This is a genomic window from Citrobacter sp. Cb023 (genome assembly GCF_030336805.1).
Classification (GTDB): domain Bacteria; phylum Pseudomonadota; class Gammaproteobacteria; order Enterobacterales; family Enterobacteriaceae; genus Citrobacter; species Citrobacter braakii.
This window is the reverse complement of sequence record NZ_JAOWCV010000038.1, coordinates 372,299-388,256: the sequence shown is the minus strand read 5'-3', so window position 1 is coordinate 388,256 and position 15,958 is coordinate 372,299. Positions and strand designations below refer to the sequence as shown.

Here is a 15,958-nt window from a genome sequence, read left to right as displayed (position 1 = left end):
TTTAAATGAACCAATCAGAGATGGCATTATATGAAGAATAAAATAGCACTTACGCTGATTAGTTTTCTGGCAAATTTTATTATGGCAGGATTTGCCAGTCAGTTTGGTATGCTGATTGAACCGATTGCAGTACGCTACAGTGCCGATGTGAATACCGTCGCCTCGATATTTTCGTTGCTTAACGGTGGGGCGTTAGCCGGGACCATCGCCGCCTTTTTCCTGATTGAGAAAATCGGCGTTAAGCGTATGACGCTCATTATCTATTCGATAGTGTTCCTCTGCGCTCTGGCAATGCACTTAAGCCCTGGCTTATGGCCGGTGATGGTCGCCATGACCCTGGTGGGTTTCTGCGGCGGGATTGGTCTGTGCGTGGCGGGAACGATCGTGGTTTCGGTTTGGCAGGATCGCATTCAAAGTACGATGCTGGTGGTGCAGGACGCCACCTTTAACGTCGCGGGCGTAGTTTTCCCGCTGATTACCACCTTCGCCCTGACGCACAATATGTCGTGGAGTTACAGCTATCTGAGCGTAGGCATAGTGGCCTTACTCACGTTGGGCGTTGTGGCTCTCACCCGCTTTACCGCCTGTGAAACGGCTCCTGCAGCGGATAGCGCAGACCCGGTGAAATCCGAGTGGAATCCAGGGATTATCAGCGGAGGCATTGGCCTGTTCTTAGGTATGTTGGCGCTGTATACCTTCCTGACCTGGGCACCATTATTTGTGAAGAACAAATTTGGTATTCCCTTCGAAGAAGCAGGTAATATTATTACGCAATACTGGGGTGCTGCGCTGGTCGGCGCGTTAGTCTCAACCGTTATTGTTTCCCGCGTAAAGATACATTATTTCTTGCTTAGCATTATTTTGTTAGCTTGCGTTATTACCACCATCATTGTCACGAAGGAAAATATCTCCGGGCTTGATTATCTGGCCTATAGTTACGGGTTTGTCTGCGCAGCGCTGTATAACTCCTTTATTGCCTACGGGGTTTCTTTCGTGAAGCGCGCGAGTAGCCAGAACGTTTCTTATATTTTAATTAGCGGTAGTGCTGGCGCCATGTTTAGTCCGGCGATCAGTGCGCTAATGGAAAAAACTATGGGGTTGCAGAAAATCATGTACGCAATACCGGTGTTGTATTTAATTATCTTTATTATGTTGATGGGTACATTAAAACTCAAACGTAATTAAACACAGTAATAACGCTTACCTCTTTAATTAGATAGCCCGCCGTCACGCCATTTATCTGGTGGGGCGACACTCAACCTTGCTCAAAGGAATTGAAAATGCTGAAGAAAAATAAATCAATGATGAAAAAAACAGTTCTGGGTGCGGTAATTGCGATGTGCTGTACGCAAGCGCTTGCGGCTGATTATGCCGATGGCAACATCCGCAAAAATGATTTTAACTGGATGCAAATGAACTTAATGCAAAGTGTGGACGCGAAAGTGCCTTATGGTATTCGTAATGACACCTATCTTGAGCTGGAGTTTGGCGCACGATCCGGGATTATCGATCTGTATGGTTATGTGGATTTTTTTGATATTTTGGATCGCGAGCAGGACGATCGTCACGGGGGTGATAACTTCTTTGCCAAGATATCTCCACGTTTTTCCCTCGACGCCATTTTTAATAAAGATTTATCCGTTGGGCCATTTAACGAATTCTATATCGCAACGGTAAATAACATTGGTGACCGGGAATTATTTGAGCATTACGTTGGTCTTGGCACGGATGTTAAAGTGCCGTGGTTTGGTCTGGTGGGAATGAACATTTATGCGCACTATGTACGTGAAAATTACGGTGCGGATAACGAAGGCAAGTGGGATGGTTACATGTTCTCGACCAACTGGTCGACGCCGTTCTATACGTTCGCCAACGGCAGTTATTTGAACTATCAGGGTTACTTTGACTACCAGTTCGCCGCGAACAAGATTGCTAACCAGCCGTTATATAGCAATAACGCGATTGAATGGTATAACGGCATCTACTGGCATTCAGAGCATTATGCGGTAGGTTATGGCTTAAAATATTTCCGCAACATGGCATTGATGGAAAACCACGGTGGAGCAGGGCGTACCACCGGGCTGGGTCACTATTTCAACCTCACCTATAAGTTCTGATTGCGCTGAAATGACACACCAATGCTCCGTTTGCCAGGGTTGGTGTGTCAGTCAATGATGTCATTGCCGAGAAATTTACGCAGCCCATCCAGATCCTTAATCTCCAGTCCTTGCTTCGTGCGCGTTACCAGCCCGGCATCCGTCAGCGCTTTCACCGCCCGCCGATAGACCCGGTCGGTGGTGCCGAATCGCTCAGCTTCCTGGTATTTTTTATGAAAACCATCCATTGGCTGCTTGTCCTGATGCTGGCGATACAGGTCATACGCTACGTTATGTACGATAGGGTAGAGCATCCGGTGCAGGAAGATTTCCAGCATATCCTGATAATCAACGGCCATTGCGCTGGCGAAAAATATCGCCAGTCTGGGGTGTCGGTTCAGCGCTTCCTCCAGACGGTCACAGTTGCATACCGCCACGGTCAGCGGTTCTTCGGCTACGATATCAAGCTGGCAACGATACCCGGTAAAAAACTCCATTTCGCCAAACAGTTGCTCATCACATTCCATTGCACCCAGTTGAAAACGGCGACCATTCTCCGCGCTATAACGCAGAGAAATTCTCCCTGACTGCACCATGATTAGTCGATCGACTACCTGTCCCTGGCGGTAAAGATAGTCATCTTCCTGGATAATCTGTGTTTCAGAGAGCAACTCCTGGAATATCTTCTCAATTAAGGCATCATCTTGCTGCCAGATATTGTGAAAACGACCTTTTGTGAGGGGCTTAAGCTGCATGGCTCAACGTCTTATTGTTTGAGATAATTCTTATCGCTGACTGTATGCCATCTGCTGCGCAATGTCATTAAGAGCGGGTTGCGGATAATAAAAGGGCCAGCACCATGCTGGCCTTGACACATTAAGGATGGCTGATAAAACGAGACAATCGCTGGCGCAGCAGGCGGTTTTCCTGCCGCAGTTGAGCGTTCTCTTCCAGCAATGTCAGCGCAACGGCAATTCCCGGCCAGTCAAGTTCCAGCTCCTGACGCAGGCGTATCGCGCGACGCATGACGTTCAGCGCATGATCGTCAAAAGTCTCGTCTTCATGAGGTTCTATCACCCCTAAGCCGACAATCTCATGTAGCTCTTCTTCTGACACACCGGTGTACAGACAAAACTCGGTAATGGTAAAGGTGACGGTGACGTTAGCCATTATGCTTTCCCCCACTCTTTGCGCGGATCAAAGGTCTTTTGTGCATCCGCCAACTGCTGCCACAGGGCGGCGCTGGCGTCGTCAGGTTTCGGCGGCATGACGATTTTGATCACCGCATACAAATCGCCGGTATGTTTTTTACTTACCAGACCTTTGCCCTTAATGCGTAACCGCTGCCCGGCCTGGCTGCCCGCAGGAATGGTCAGCAGGATGCTCTCTTTTAACGTCGGAACGGTTACTTTCGCGCCCAGCGCGGCTTCCCACGGCGCCAGGGGAACGACCACTTCCAGATCCTGATTAACGATATCGAACAGCGGATGTGGCGCGATATGAATCACCAGCCACAAATCACCATTTGGCCCACCGTTTTCACCGGGGGTGCCCTGGCCTTTCAGACGAATACGCTGACCGTTACCGACGCCAGCCGGAATTTTCACATTCAACGTTTTAGGAATTTCACGTTCGACCATGCCGAACGCATTGTAAACCGGCAGGGTGTAACTGATCGTGCGGCTATGCTCAGTAAGCGTTTCTTCGAGGAATACGGCGACTTCAATTTCAATATCGTGCCCGCGGCTGGCATGACGCTGGCGAGACTGTTGCGCATGCTGACCAAAAATGGAGGAGAAGATATCGTCGAAATCTTCGGCGTTATAGCGTTGATTCTCTCCTTGTTGGAATTGACGGTTGAACTGTGGGTCGTTGCGGTGCTGCCACAACTGGTCGTACTCGGCGCGTCGCTGTTCATCACTCAGGACTTCCCAGGCTTCAGCAACCTCTTTAAACCGGGCCTCCGCGTCAGTCTCTTTGCTGACATCAGGATGATATTTACGGGCGAGTCGACGATAGGCGGTCTTGATTGTCTTGAGATCGTCTGTCGGTTTCACGCCCATAATGGCGTAATAATCCTTTAATTCCATAGCGTTCTCTCGTGTAAATCAACACTTGCAGAAGGTGAACCCTGACAACAGGTATCACCGCTAAGTTTAGGGTAATCCTGATAACGGAGAATGCCAACCGGGAAGGGAGGATATTGCTATAAACGATGCGGGCATTGCACCACCAACAGCGCTTTTTAACGTTATGGCGTCTGTTGTGTGGTGCGAATAGTGAGATTAGCTAAACATCAGGATTTAGTGATCAGGAAGCGGACCGTATCAGCATAGTTTTGTACGAACGCGTTAAGGTCATCAGATTTCAGTCCTTTCGGATTGATCATATATTTACCGTTGATAAAAATGGCGGGCACACCGGTTAAATCTACGGCTTTAGCCATTTCTTGCTGTTTGGCGGTTAGTGATTTCACGGCAAAACTATTCCATGCAGCATCATAATCACTGGCACTGACGCCCGCGCTGATAAATACGTTACGTATATCGTCCGCCGATTTAATGGTTTGTTTTTTCTGCACGGCATCAAAAAGCAACGGTTTAACTTTATCTTGCACGTTCAACAGCATGGCGACGGACCAGGCGTGCGTCATGTCTTGCCCCAGAGGGCCTAAAAAGTCGACGTGGTATTCGGTGAGTTTGACGTCAGCAGGCAAAACTTTTTTCACGTTATCAGTGATTTCAAAAACTTCATCGTACTGATAGCAGGAAGGACAATAGAATGAGAAAAACTTCAGCGCTGCCGGGGCTGAAGCGACGGGTTTTTCCAGTGAGATAAACTCTTTGCCGTCGGTAAATGGTGCTGCCTGAGCGCTAACGGTAAAAAGTAACCCAATCAGGGGTAATAAATATTTTTTCATTTCCATATACTCTAAATAACATTCAATAAACAAATTTTCTGCGAATGAATACGATCTTCATTGCGTCGGGCTATAATACGATAATCACCTAAAAATGCGCTGACCCTTACTTTCATTTACGCATCAATACGTAGCGGACAGTATTTATGTACTGTTATGGGAATATCCTTTGGTACTCTTCGTAAATAGTGAATGATCACTTCCGTGATATTTTCGTAATTACTTTGGCAATGTTATATTGTAATAAATAAAAACGGAAATATGATTAATTATCATTTGATTTATAAAACGTGAGCAGCAACGCGTTGCGCTATGTTCTGTCAACGCAGCCGTAAGATTTTCTTTTTCTTGTAGCGTTTGAATGAATAGGGTAAGTGTCAGTGATGAGCAACCAAAATGGATATCGCTATGATTGACCACCTGGATCATCTGGTATTGACCTCCAATAATGAAGAGGCATGCGTTCGTTTTTATGTCGAACTTTTAGGGATGAGGCTGGAAACCTTCGCGCAAGGGAGGAAAGCCTTCGTCTTTGGCAATCAGAAAATTAACCTCCACATTCGGGGAAAAGAGTTTGAACCCAAAGCTTACGCGCCAACGCCGGGGGCGCTGGATTTGTGTTTTATCACCACGCGTGCGCTGGAAGAGGTGATAGCCACGTTTCAAACGCACGGGGTAGATATTGTTGAGGGACCGGTTGCACGAACCGGTGCGATGGGACCGATTCGCTCGGTTTATGTCAGAGATCCCGATCTCAATCTGATTGAAATCGCGGTATATCCTGCTGATGACAGGACATAACTTTACAGCGCAAAGGTTGCCAAAACCTGGTGAGTGGTTAAGATAACTCGCATCAATCAGTGAGGGTATAATGGCGAAACGTCAACGGATGGGATGGTGGTTCCTCTGTCTGGCATGTGTTGTGGTGATGGTTTGTACCGCACAACGCATGGCGGGCCTGCACGCGTTGCAGATGGACACCGTTGCCACAAGCGTTGTCGTAAGCGCACAAGCGCAGACCGATGAGGCCTCGTCTGTTACCCCTTGTGAACTGAGCGCGAAGTCATTACTGGCGGCGCCCCCGGTACTGTTCGAAGGCGCTATTCTGGTGCTGTGTCTGCTACTGTCGCTGCTGGCGCCAGTGCGGGCGTTTCGTCTGCCTTTTTTCCCACCGCGAGCCATCTCGCCGCCCACGCTAAGGGTACATCTGCGATTTTGCGTCTTCCGTGAATGACAGAACAGCCGTTGCTGACTGTTAGATAATTATTCACGGAGAAAATATATGATGACTGTTTTCAGGCAGGCGCTGCTCTGTCTGTTATTGCTATGGCTGCCCGTAGCCTGGGCGGCTGAACCCGGCTGGCTGCGTTCACCCGATAACGATCACGCCAGCGTGCGGTTACGCGCTGATACGTCCTCAGGCGGCGAAACTCGTCTGTTGCTGGATGTTAAACTGGAGGACGGCTGGAAAACCTACTGGCGTTCGCCGGGCGAGGGAGGCGTCGCGCCATCTATCGCCTGGCAAGGGGAAATGCCTGCGGTCGACTGGTTCTGGCCAACCCCTGCACGCTTTGAGGTCGCTAATATCACGACCCAGGGCTATCACGATAATGTGACATTCCCGATGGTTGTGCGCGGCAGATCGCCCGCCACGCTTAGCGGTGTTTTGACGCTATCCACCTGTAGCAACGTTTGCCTGTTGACGGATTTTCCTTTTTCCGTGACCTCCACGACCCAGGACCCGACTTTTGCGCATGACTATGCGCAGGCAATGGGGCAGATCCCGCTTGCCAGCGGCCTGACCGATACTTTGCGCGCTGGCGCACGGGCCGGCGAGCTGGTCGTCGAGGCTCACCGCGCGGGAGGCTGGACTGCGCCTGGGCTGTATCTGGACGCCGTTGATGATGCTGATTTTGGCATGCCGCAAATTCACGTCGCAGGTGAGACGTTACGCGCCACGGTACCCGTTCATGACGGTTGGGGGGAAGGCGCGCCGGATTTACGCGGTAAGTCGGTCACGCTGGTGCTGGCAGATAACGGTGTTGCCCAGGAAAGTCGTCTTGCGATTGGCGAAGCCCCGGTTATTGAGAACGCCTCACTCCCATTGTGGCAGGTGGTGCTAATGGCGCTGCTGGGCGGTTTAATCCTCAACCTGATGCCCTGTGTGTTACCGGTTCTCGGCATGAAACTGGGCTCTATTTTGCTGGTTGAGGAAAAAAGCCGTCGCCAGATCCGCCGTCAATTCCTCGCATCGGTAGCCGGGATCCTGGCCTCCTTTATGGCCCTGGCGCTATTGATGACAGTGCTACGTTTAACCAATCAGGCGCTGGGCTGGGGGATCCAGTTTCAGAACCCGTGGTTCATTGGCGTCATGGTCGTGGTGATGCTGACGTTCAGCGCCAGCCTGTTCGGGTGGTTTGAATTCCGCCTGCCTTCGGCGATGACCACCACGCTGGCGACTCACGGTGGCAACGGCTTGTCGGGACATTTCTGGCAAGGCGCATTTGCGACCCTGCTCGCCACGCCGTGCAGCGCCCCGTTTCTCGGAACAGCGGTAGCGGTGGCATTGACCGCTTCGCTGCCAACGTTGTGGGGACTGTTTATCGCACTTGGTCTGGGGATGAGCTTACCGTGGCTGCTGGTGGCTCTGCGTCCCGGTCTGGCGCTGCGTTTGCCGCGTCCGGGACGCTGGATGAATATTTTGCGGCGTCTTCTCGGTGTCATGATGCTGGGTTCGGCTATCTGGCTTGCGACGTTGCTGCTCCCGCATTTAGGGCTGGCTGGACACGCTAGCGCTAAAGAAAGCGTGAACTGGCAACCGCTTAGCGAGCAGGCGATTGAGGATGCGCTGGCGCAACATAAGCGTGTGTTTATTGACGTCACTGCCGACTGGTGCATCACTTGTAAGGTAAACAAATACAACGTGTTGCATAAAGATGACGTACAGGCCGCTTTGCAACAGCCGGATGTAGTGGCGCTGCGCGGCGACTGGACGCTCCCTTCTGAAGCCATCACCGAATTTCTGAAAAAACGCGGCCAGGTTGCTGTGCCGTATAACCAAATTTATGGCCCCGGTCTGCCGGAAGGCCAGGCGTTACCAACGTTGTTAACCCGCGATGCGGTATTGCAAACGTTGACCGACGCCAAAGGAGTAACTCCATGAAAATAATGATTGTTCTGCTGTTAACCCTGTTTTCTGCCGTCAGCGTAGCTAAAGAACCTGCACCGTTTACACCGGAACAGGAAAAGCAAATTGAAGCATTAATCCAGGAGGCCCTGTTTAACGATCCCAACAGCCCGCGGATTGGCGCTAAGCAGGCGAAACTGACCCTGATAAACTTCACCGATTACAACTGCCCGTACTGCAAGCAACTGGATCCCATGCTGGAAAAAATTGTGCAGAAATATCCTGACGTGGCGGTAGTGATTAAACCGCTGCCGTTTAAAGGGGAAAGTTCGGAACTGGCGGCGCGGACCGTGCTGACTACCTGGCTTGAGCATCCGCAGCAGTTTCTGGCGCTACATGAAAAACTGATGCAGAAAAAGGGTTACCATACCGACGTCAGTATCAAACAGGCGCAGGAAAAATCGGGAGCCAGTCCGGTGACGCTGGATGCCCAAAGCGCTGAAACGCTAAGCACTAACCTGCAACTGGCGCGACTGGTGGGCGTGCAGGGAACCCCCGCAACGATTATTGGTGATGAGCTTATTCCCGGTGCGGTGCCGTGGGAAACCCTTGAGGAAGTGGTTAAAGAAAAGCTGGCGGCGGCCAATGCTCAGTAAACTGCGCCGCTGGCTGCGCGAAGGGCTGATCTTACTGGCGCTGTTGGCAGGGGCGATGCTGCTGATGGATGTCTGGCGCGCGCCGCAGCTCCCTGGCTCTTTTGACAGCACGCCTTTGCAAACGCTGGATGGTGAAACCGTCACGCTGGCGGCGCTCAGCAAAGACGAGCCGGTGCTGCTTTATTTCTGGGCGAGCTGGTGCGGCGTTTGCCGCTTCACGACGCCGGAAGTCGCCAGGCTGCGTTCGGAAGGGGAAAACGTGATGACCATTGCGTTACGCTCCGGCAGTGAAGCTGAGGTGTCTCGTTGGCTGTCGCGTAAAGGCGTGGACTTTCCGGTCATCAATGATGCGAACGGGGCAATTTCCCGCAGTTGGGCGATTAGCGTCACGCCCACGCTGGTGGTAGTGTCACAAGGTCGGGTGGTGTCAACAACCAGCGGCTGGACCAGCTACTGGGGCATGAAGCTGCGGCTGTGGTGGGCCAAAACGTTCTGATAATGTGCCGGGGAAACCCGGCATTTTTTATATTATTACCCGTAAGCGGGAAGACATATTTCGTTGCCTGGCGAAGCGAGCGCCGCGATTAACGTCCAGAATGGGTCATCTTCTCTTTTTCAGGAAAGTGCAACATGACGAGTTCGTTAGCGTTTGGGCCCGCTCTGGTGATGATGATTGCCGCCACGTTTGTCCTCGCAGGGATGGTAAAAGGCGTCACTGGTATGGGATTGCCCACCGTGGCTATGGGGATCCTCGGATCGCTTATTTCGCCGGTTGCGGCGGCGGCCATGCTGCTGTTGCCTTCGCTGATTAGCAATCTGTTTCAGTTTGGCGGTGGCGGAAATACGCGTCAATTAGTCAAACGACTGTGGCCAATGTTATTGACGGTGGTGGTGGCGACACTGTTTGCCAGCGCCTGGATTACCGGCGGCGATACCACCCGTACCCAGTTTGCGCTCGGCGTGGCGCTGGTGGCTTACGCTATCTGGACGCTGGCCGGAAAGAAAATCGCAGTGGCTCCGCAGCATGAAAAACCGTACTCCCTCGTCATAGGATTTGTTACTGGCTTATTGACTGGCGGAACCGGTGTATTTGTGATGCCCGCCGTGCCCTGGATCCAGTCATTGGGTTTTGAGAAAGATGAGCTGGTTCAGGCGCTCGGGATCTCTTTTACGTTTTCGACATTGGCTTTGGCGCTTGGTCTGTGGTGGCACAACGCGCTGCCCGTACAGTCGTTGAGCTTATCGGCTTTGGCCATTGTTCCTGCGCTGATTGGTCAGTGGTTAGGAACCCGTGTACGACGGGTTATTTCTCCGCTCGTGTTTAAACGCTGTTTTCTGTTTTGTTTGGTCGGGTTGGGTATCGAGATGATGCTGCGTGCGGTGTGACCTGTGCGGTGACTTTAGAACGCATTCATGGCATCGTTAATTCAGACATTCAGGGTCAAAGAGGTCGCTATGGCATCAGTGATGTTAAGTGAGGAAGAGGGTGCTCTGGAGTCGCGAATGGCGCTCACCGCGGCGGCGATGGCCGATAAATCGCGCTCGCGAATGTTGTGCGCCCTGATGGATGGCCGCGCCTGGACCGCGACCGAGCTCAGCGCAGTGGCGGATGTGTCAGCGTCAACCGCCAGTGCGCATCTGGCGCGTCTGTGCGAACAACGTTTTGTTGTGGCGCTCGCGCAGGGCAGGCATCGTTATTTTCGCCTTGCAGGCTCCGATATCGCTGAACTGCTGGAGCGCCTGATGGGCGTGGCGTGGGCTACATCTACGCCACGAAAAATCACGACGCCGCCAGGCTTACGACATGCCCGAACCTGCTACGATCATCTCGCTGGCGAGGTGGCGGTGAGGCTGTTCGATAGGCTGGTTTCCCGTCAGTGGTTAACGCCGGATGGTGAAACGCTGACCTCTCTTGGGCAGGAAAAACTGGCACAAATGGGGATTGTCCTTGCTGCGAGCGCATCGCGGCGGAAATTAACCTGCGGTTGTCTGGACTGGAGTGAACGACGTTACCATCCCGGCGGCGTGCTTGGCGCATCGCTGCTACGCTGGCTGATTGAAAAACGATGGATAAAAACGGAGCTGAGTGGTCGCCGCGTCACTTTCACCCCGCTTGGCATTCGCAAATTAGAAACCGAGTTCGGTATTAAAACGACACCGTAGATGGTTCGTTTTGCGAAAGCGTTCCGGGAAATATGTCATATTTCTGTCACACTCTGTTGTGATTGATAACAACAAGAGGTCGTAGGGATGAATAAATCGTTAATCGCCGCAGCCGTGGCAGGGGCTGTATTAATGTCAACCGCCGCGCAGGCGCAGACCGCGCCGGAAGGCTATCAGCTTCAGCAAGTATTGATGATGAGTCGGCATAACTTACGCGCACCTTTAGCCAATAATGGCAGTGTTCTTGAGCAGTCCACCCCCAAACAATGGCCAGAATGGGATGTCCCCGGCGGACAACTGACCACCAAAGGCGGCGTGCTGGAAATCTATATGGGCCACTATATGCGAGAGTGGCTGGCAGAGCAGGGGATGGTGAAATCGGGCGAATGTCCGGCGCCGGGTACGGTCTATACCTATGCTAACAGCCTGCAGCGTACGGTCGCGACGGCGCAGTTCTTTGTCACCGGTGCTTTCCCGGGTTGCGACGTCCCGGTCCATCATCAGGAAAAAATGGGCACCATGGATCCCACCTTTAACCCGGTGATCACCGATGATTCCGCCGCCTTCAGCCAGCAGGCGGTTCAGGCAATGGAGAAAGAGCGTAGCCAAATGCAGCTCAACGACAGCTATCAGTTGCTTGAGCAAATGACCGACTATAAAGACTCTCCGTCCTGCAAAGAAAAACAGCAGTGTTCCCTGACCGATGCCAAAGATACGTTTAGCGCGAAATACCAGCAGGAGCCTGGGGTTTCGGGGCCGCTGAAGGTCGGGAATTCGCTGGTTGATGCCTTCACGCTGCAATATTACGAAGGCTTCCCGATGGACAAGGTCGCCTGGGGCGAGATTAAATCCGATCAACAGTGGAAGGTTCTGTCGAAGCTGAAAAATGGCTATCAGGACAGCCTGTTCACCTCCCCGGAAGTGGCGCAGAATGTCGCCAAACCGCTGGTGAAGTATATTGATAATGCGCTGGTTACTGAACGCGTAAAAGCGCCAAAAATAACCGTGCTGGTGGGGCATGACTCAAACATCGCATCGCTGCTCACCGCGCTGGATTTCAAACCGTACCAGCTTCACGATCAGAACGAGCGTACGCCGATTGGCGGGAAGATTGTCTTCCAGCGCTGGCATGACAGCAACGCGAATCGTGATCTGATGAAAATCGAGTACGTGTATCAGAGCTCGCAGCAGTTGCGTAATGCAGACGTTCTGACTCTGAAATCCCCGGCGCAGCGTGTAACGCTGGAGCTGAAAGGGTGTCCGATAGATGCGGATGGCTTTTGCCCGATAGATAAGTTCGACAGCGTGTTGAATGAGGCGGCTAAGTAAAAGAAAAACTCCCCCGTGTTCGCGGGGGAGTCTGAGCGCTAGACGTTTTTGCGTTCGATAGTCTGTTCACCCCAAAAGAGCGAATCTTTGTCTGTTTTCTTAAAGGCTTTGATGAGCACCTCGTCGCTACCTTCTTCCCAAATTTTTTCTGCCAGTTTCTCGTCATAATGCGCGACTTCAAAAATGGCTTCGGCTATTTCCGGCGATGTATTGCGCAGACTTGCCCATTCGCCGACGCGATGGGCTTTCGCTTCTTGAGTTGGCATTCGAATCCTCCTGTTGAAGATTAGCCGTTGAGTTTTACTGCCAGACCTGCGACATATTCACCCTGATAGCGGGCGATAGATAATTCTTCCTGACTTGGCTGGCGTGAGCCGTCGCCTCCGGCGATGGTGGTTGCGCCGTAAGGGGTACCGCCGCGAACTTGAGAAACATCAAACAGCTCTTGCGCCGCGTAACCGATAGGCACAATCACCATCCCATGGTGAGCAAGCGTAGTCCAGGTTGATGTAATGGTTTGTTCCTGACCGCCGCCGGTTCCTGTCGAGCTGAATACGCTGGCGAGTTTGCCGTACAGGCCGCCTGAAGCCCACAGCCCGCCAGTCTGGTCGAGGAAGGTGCGCATCTGACCGGACATATTGCCAAAGCGTGTGGGGGTACCAAAAATAATGGCATCGTAATCTGCCAGTTCTTGCGGGGTTGCGACTGGTGCGTTTTGTGTTTTGCCGCCAGCTTTGAGGAAAATCTCCGGCTGCATGGTCTCTGGTACGCGTTTAATAATCACTTCCGCGCCATCAACCTTATTTGCGCCTTCTGCGACTGCATGGGCCATAGTTTCAATGTGTCCGTACATGGAATAATAAAGCACCAGAACTTTTGCCATTTTACACTACTCCTCGAGTTAACCGTGTCCGTAGCGACTCGCTACCTACCTTTAAAGATATGACGTACTGTCAGGAGTGCAAATTTCACAATCACTTCTTTGATTTATAACAATTTTTATAACAACTTCTCTTGTTGCAAAATGATACATATTTAACCGGGTGGAATTTGGTAGTCATAAGAAAGACTTATTGATTTCTCGCTGTGATTATTTCTCTATCACCGCCAATCCTGTTGCAGGATATTACAGTTAGCGGCTGCTCAGGCCACGCTTCACTATGCTTAATCCCACGCAGTTATTTTCAGGGTATCGCCCGTAACGCTGCGTGAGGTATCACTCCTCAGTACCTATGCAATATGATGTCTAATCAATGACGGAGGTCAGTAATGGCAAACCATCGAGGCGGTTCCGGCAACTTTGCGGAAGATCGCGAAAGAGCATCAGAAGCAGGTCGAAAAGGTGGCCAGCACAGCGGGGGCAACTTTAAGAATGACCCGCAACGCGCTTCAGAGGCAGGCAAAAAAGGGGGCAAAAATAGCCACGGCAACAACAAATCGTAATTGCTGGGCTAGCTGTCAGATATGCCGTGACGGCTGAGGATCAGAGTCAGACGTTACGTAGCCACCCACCGCCGCCGGTTTCTTCCGGCGGTTTTTTTTGTCTGCAAGGTTGAACTGTAACAAAACGCAACGCAGACTAACGACATTCAGTTAATCGGGTGTCTCATGTCATTACTTTCTCGTTATTCCTTCTCTGTTAAACCTCAGGAAGCGATCCTCATTGTGATCACTATGTTCTGGGGTGGCACGTTTTTGGCCGTGCAATATGCCGTTACCCTGAGCGGACCTTTTTTCTTTGTCGGCGTGCGTTTTGCCACCGCTGCGCTGGCGGTCGCGCTTTTGTCACTACGCACATTGCATAAACTGACGTGGCTGGAAGTCAAAGCAGGCGTTGCGATCGGTATCGCAATTGCGTTGGGCTATAGTCTGCAAACCTGGGGGCTACAGTTTATTCCCAGCAGTAAATCGGCGTTTATTACCGCGATGTATGTGCCGTTGGTACCGCTTTTACAATGGCTGTGTCTGGGGCGTATGCCCGGCCTGATGCCGTGTGTCGGCATTGTGCTGGCCTTTATCGGGTTGATTTTTCTCGCCGGACCAGGAGGCAATTTGCTGGCTTTAGGCGAAGGAGAGTGGATCACACTCGCCGGCGCGGTGGCGATTGCGGCAGAAATTATCCTGATTAGCGCGTGGGCGGGAAAAGTGGATGTGCGGCGGGTAACGGTGGTACAACTGGCAACCGCTTCGATAGTGGCGTTTATTGCCATGGCTCCGGCCGGAGAGTCCGTGCCGCCGATGTCTACGGGATTGCTGGTGGTGGCGCTGGGATTGGGGATTTTCAGTGCGATTATTCAGGTCACCATGAACTGGGCACAGCGCAGCGTTTCGCCGACGCGCGCGACGGTCATTTATACCGGTGAGCCGGTGTGGGCGGGGATCTTTGGTCGCCTTGCGGGGGAGCGCTTACCGCTACTGGCTTTGCTCGGCGCAGCATTCATTATTGTTGGCGTGCTGGTCAGCGAACTGAAGTTCAAAAAGAAAAAAGGGGGAGTGCAAGAGGCACCGCCGGAGTCGCTTTAATTTAACCATTCACCGCGTGATTTGGTATGCTGACGCCCTCACAAGAAGGAGAGGGCGCATGGTCCAACGCGCAGAGAAAAAAACAGGTAAGCGCTCGCAGGCCGTCAGTGCAAAACGCCAGGCCATATTAACCGCGGCATTAAATATCTTCTCCCAATATGGGATCCACGGCACGCGTCTCGAACAGGTCGCTGAGCAGGCGGGTGTGTCAAAAACGAATCTGCTTTATTACTTCCCGTCAAAAGAGGTGCTCTATATTGCCGTTTTGCGGCAAATCCTCGACGTCTGGCTGGCTCCGTTGAAGGCTTTTCGCGAAGACTTTGCGCCGCTGGTGGCCATTAAAGAATACATTCGCCTTAAGCTGGAAGTGTCGCGCGATTACCCTCAGGCTTCACGACTGTTTTGTATGGAGATGCTGGCAGGTGCGCCTTTATTGATGGCTGAATTAACGGGCGATCTCAAAACGCTAATTGATGAGAAATCGGCGCTGATTGCCGGTTGGATCAAAAGTGGGAAACTGGCTCCGGTCGATCCGCATCATCTGATTTTTATGATTTGGGCTTCAACCCAGCACTACGCCGACTTTGCCCCACAGGTTGAGGCGGTAACGGGCGCAACGCTGCGTGATGAAGCCTTTTTTAACCAAACGGTGGAGAGCGTGCAGCGGATGATTATTGAAGGGATCCGCGTGCGTTAACTGGCTGGCGGTAACGGACAGCTTAAATCGCCCTCTTCGCACTGTAAAAGCGAGGCGAGAAACGCTTCACGCTCGTTGGTTTTATCCGTCAGGCACTGGCTGGAAATCATCGCCTGGACGCTACCGCCTTCGGTGCCGGAACTGATTAACGCGCAGTCCGCATCGCGCAGGGTTATCCATGAGATTTGCGCTTTTTTCAGTAAATCGCGCTGGGTCGGGGCGGCGCGCTTAAGCGCATTCTGATAAGTGTCATTAAGTTTGGTGTCGGCCGCCTTAAACTGCTCTGCGGCACAGGTGTTCATCTCAATCTGAGTGTTCGCGTTGGCGCAGTCATCCGCCAGCGCCTGGCCGCTCAACAGCAGCGTTGCACATGTCAGTACGATTCGTTTCATGCTTCCCTCTGGCTCCATAAAAAAGGCCCCGTTACCGGAGCCTTAATTAACCACA

The 15,958-nt window shown here is 52.0% G+C and carries 20 protein-coding genes; 13 read left to right on the top strand and 7 right to left on the bottom strand.

What is annotated here, in order from left to right; genetic code table 11:
- The first annotated feature begins 30 nt into the window (after positions 1–30).
- Both tsgA and OGW44_RS15670 read left to right on the top strand, forming a co-directional pair.
- Positions 31–1,185, top strand: a complete 1,155-nt coding sequence (gene tsgA / locus OGW44_RS15675) for an MFS transporter TsgA (RefSeq protein WP_016156155.1) — start codon at positions 31–33, stop codon at positions 1,183–1,185.
- 95 nt (positions 1,186–1,280) lie between these two features.
- Positions 1,281–2,117, top strand: coding sequence for an outer membrane protein OmpK (locus OGW44_RS15670; protein ID WP_016152568.1), 837 nt, complete (start codon positions 1,281–1,283; stop codon positions 2,115–2,117).
- Positions 2,118–2,164: 47 nt separating this feature from the next.
- On the opposite strand, the gene OGW44_RS15665 is transcribed toward OGW44_RS15670, so the two are convergent.
- The 4 genes from OGW44_RS15665 to dsbA all read right to left on the bottom strand — a co-directional run bounded on the left by OGW44_RS15665 (position 2,165) and on the right by dsbA (position 5,016).
- The gene (locus tag OGW44_RS15665) at positions 2,165–2,851 is read right to left on the bottom strand and encodes a Crp/Fnr family transcriptional regulator (RefSeq protein WP_131348276.1); all 687 of its coding nucleotides are present in this window, start codon (positions 2,849–2,851) and stop codon (positions 2,165–2,167) included.
- A gap of 121 nt (positions 2,852–2,972) precedes the next feature.
- On the bottom strand, positions 2,973–3,266 hold the full coding sequence (gene cbpM / locus OGW44_RS15660) for a chaperone modulator CbpM (RefSeq protein ID WP_016156156.1): 294 nt from the start codon (positions 3,264–3,266) through the stop codon (positions 2,973–2,975).
- Complete coding sequence (gene cbpA / locus OGW44_RS15655; RefSeq protein WP_016152571.1) at positions 3,266–4,186, bottom strand: curved DNA-binding protein; 921 nt, start codon at positions 4,184–4,186, stop codon at positions 3,266–3,268. The genes cbpM and cbpA overlap by 1 nt, the downstream gene beginning before the upstream one ends.
- A gap of 206 nt (positions 4,187–4,392) precedes the next feature.
- Complete coding sequence (gene dsbA / locus OGW44_RS15650) at positions 4,393–5,016, bottom strand: thiol:disulfide interchange protein DsbA (RefSeq protein ID WP_016156157.1); 624 nt, start codon at positions 5,014–5,016, stop codon at positions 4,393–4,395.
- A gap of 396 nt (positions 5,017–5,412) precedes the next feature.
- Here dsbA and OGW44_RS15645 point away from each other — a divergent pair, with 396 nt between their 5' ends.
- The 8 genes from OGW44_RS15645 to agp all read left to right on the top strand — a co-directional run bounded on the left by OGW44_RS15645 (position 5,413) and on the right by agp (position 12,291).
- Positions 5,413–5,817, top strand: coding sequence for a VOC family protein (locus OGW44_RS15645; protein WP_016156158.1), 405 nt, complete (start codon positions 5,413–5,415; stop codon positions 5,815–5,817).
- A gap of 70 nt (positions 5,818–5,887) precedes the next feature.
- Complete coding sequence (locus tag OGW44_RS15640; RefSeq protein WP_016152574.1) at positions 5,888–6,250, top strand: hypothetical protein; 363 nt, start codon at positions 5,888–5,890, stop codon at positions 6,248–6,250.
- A gap of 48 nt (positions 6,251–6,298) precedes the next feature.
- Positions 6,299–8,179, top strand: a complete 1,881-nt coding sequence (locus OGW44_RS15635) for a protein-disulfide reductase DsbD family protein (RefSeq protein WP_049271389.1) — start codon at positions 6,299–6,301, stop codon at positions 8,177–8,179.
- Positions 8,176–8,799, top strand: coding sequence for a DsbA family protein (locus OGW44_RS15630; RefSeq protein WP_046274457.1), 624 nt, complete (start codon positions 8,176–8,178; stop codon positions 8,797–8,799). Before OGW44_RS15635 ends, OGW44_RS15630 begins: the two co-directional genes overlap by 4 nt.
- A complete protein-coding gene (locus OGW44_RS15625; protein WP_016152577.1) occupies positions 8,789–9,295 on the top strand; it encodes a protein disulfide oxidoreductase in 507 nt (168 codons plus the stop codon). Before OGW44_RS15630 ends, OGW44_RS15625 begins: the two co-directional genes overlap by 11 nt.
- 134 nt (positions 9,296–9,429) lie before the next feature.
- Positions 9,430–10,185, top strand: coding sequence for a sulfite exporter TauE/SafE family protein (locus OGW44_RS15620; RefSeq protein ID WP_049271386.1), 756 nt, complete (start codon positions 9,430–9,432; stop codon positions 10,183–10,185).
- Between the two features lie 69 nt (positions 10,186–10,254).
- Complete coding sequence (locus tag OGW44_RS15615) at positions 10,255–10,962, top strand: ArsR/SmtB family transcription factor (RefSeq protein WP_103283698.1); 708 nt, start codon at positions 10,255–10,257, stop codon at positions 10,960–10,962.
- 87 nt (positions 10,963–11,049) lie between these two features.
- Positions 11,050–12,291 (top strand): bifunctional glucose-1-phosphatase/inositol phosphatase, encoded by a 1,242-nt coding sequence (agp, locus tag OGW44_RS15610; protein WP_016156163.1) that lies wholly within the window; start codon positions 11,050–11,052, stop codon positions 12,289–12,291.
- Between the two features lie 38 nt (positions 12,292–12,329).
- Here agp and OGW44_RS15605 read toward each other — a convergent pair whose 3' ends face one another.
- The gene (locus OGW44_RS15605; protein WP_016152581.1) at positions 12,330–12,557 is read right to left on the bottom strand and encodes a YccJ family protein; all 228 of its coding nucleotides are present in this window, start codon (positions 12,555–12,557) and stop codon (positions 12,330–12,332) included.
- Positions 12,558–12,577: 20 nt separating this feature from the next.
- Positions 12,578–13,174 carry an NAD(P)H:quinone oxidoreductase gene (wrbA, locus tag OGW44_RS15600; RefSeq protein ID WP_003832057.1) on the bottom strand — a complete coding sequence of 199 codons (597 nt, stop codon included), beginning with the start codon at positions 13,172–13,174 and terminating at the stop codon, positions 12,578–12,580.
- 386 nt (positions 13,175–13,560) lie between these two features.
- Here wrbA and OGW44_RS15595 point away from each other — a divergent pair, with 386 nt between their 5' ends.
- The 3 genes from OGW44_RS15595 (at position 13,561) to rutR (ending at position 15,511) form a co-directional block, all read left to right on the top strand.
- Positions 13,561–13,734, top strand: a complete 174-nt coding sequence (locus OGW44_RS15595) for a con-10 family general stress protein (protein ID WP_003036022.1) — start codon at positions 13,561–13,563, stop codon at positions 13,732–13,734.
- A gap of 165 nt (positions 13,735–13,899) precedes the next feature.
- The gene (locus tag OGW44_RS15590; protein ID WP_016156164.1) at positions 13,900–14,814 is read left to right on the top strand and encodes a DMT family transporter; all 915 of its coding nucleotides are present in this window, start codon (positions 13,900–13,902) and stop codon (positions 14,812–14,814) included.
- A 58-nt stretch (positions 14,815–14,872) separates the two neighbouring features.
- The gene (gene rutR / locus OGW44_RS15585; protein ID WP_016156165.1) at positions 14,873–15,511 is read left to right on the top strand and encodes an HTH-type transcriptional regulator RutR; all 639 of its coding nucleotides are present in this window, start codon (positions 14,873–14,875) and stop codon (positions 15,509–15,511) included.
- Here rutR and OGW44_RS15580 read toward each other — a convergent pair.
- Positions 15,508–15,903, bottom strand: a complete 396-nt coding sequence (locus tag OGW44_RS15580; protein WP_053389922.1) for a lysozyme inhibitor LprI family protein — start codon at positions 15,901–15,903, stop codon at positions 15,508–15,510. The genes rutR and OGW44_RS15580 overlap by 4 nt on opposite strands.
- Positions 15,904–15,958 lie beyond the last annotated feature (55 nt).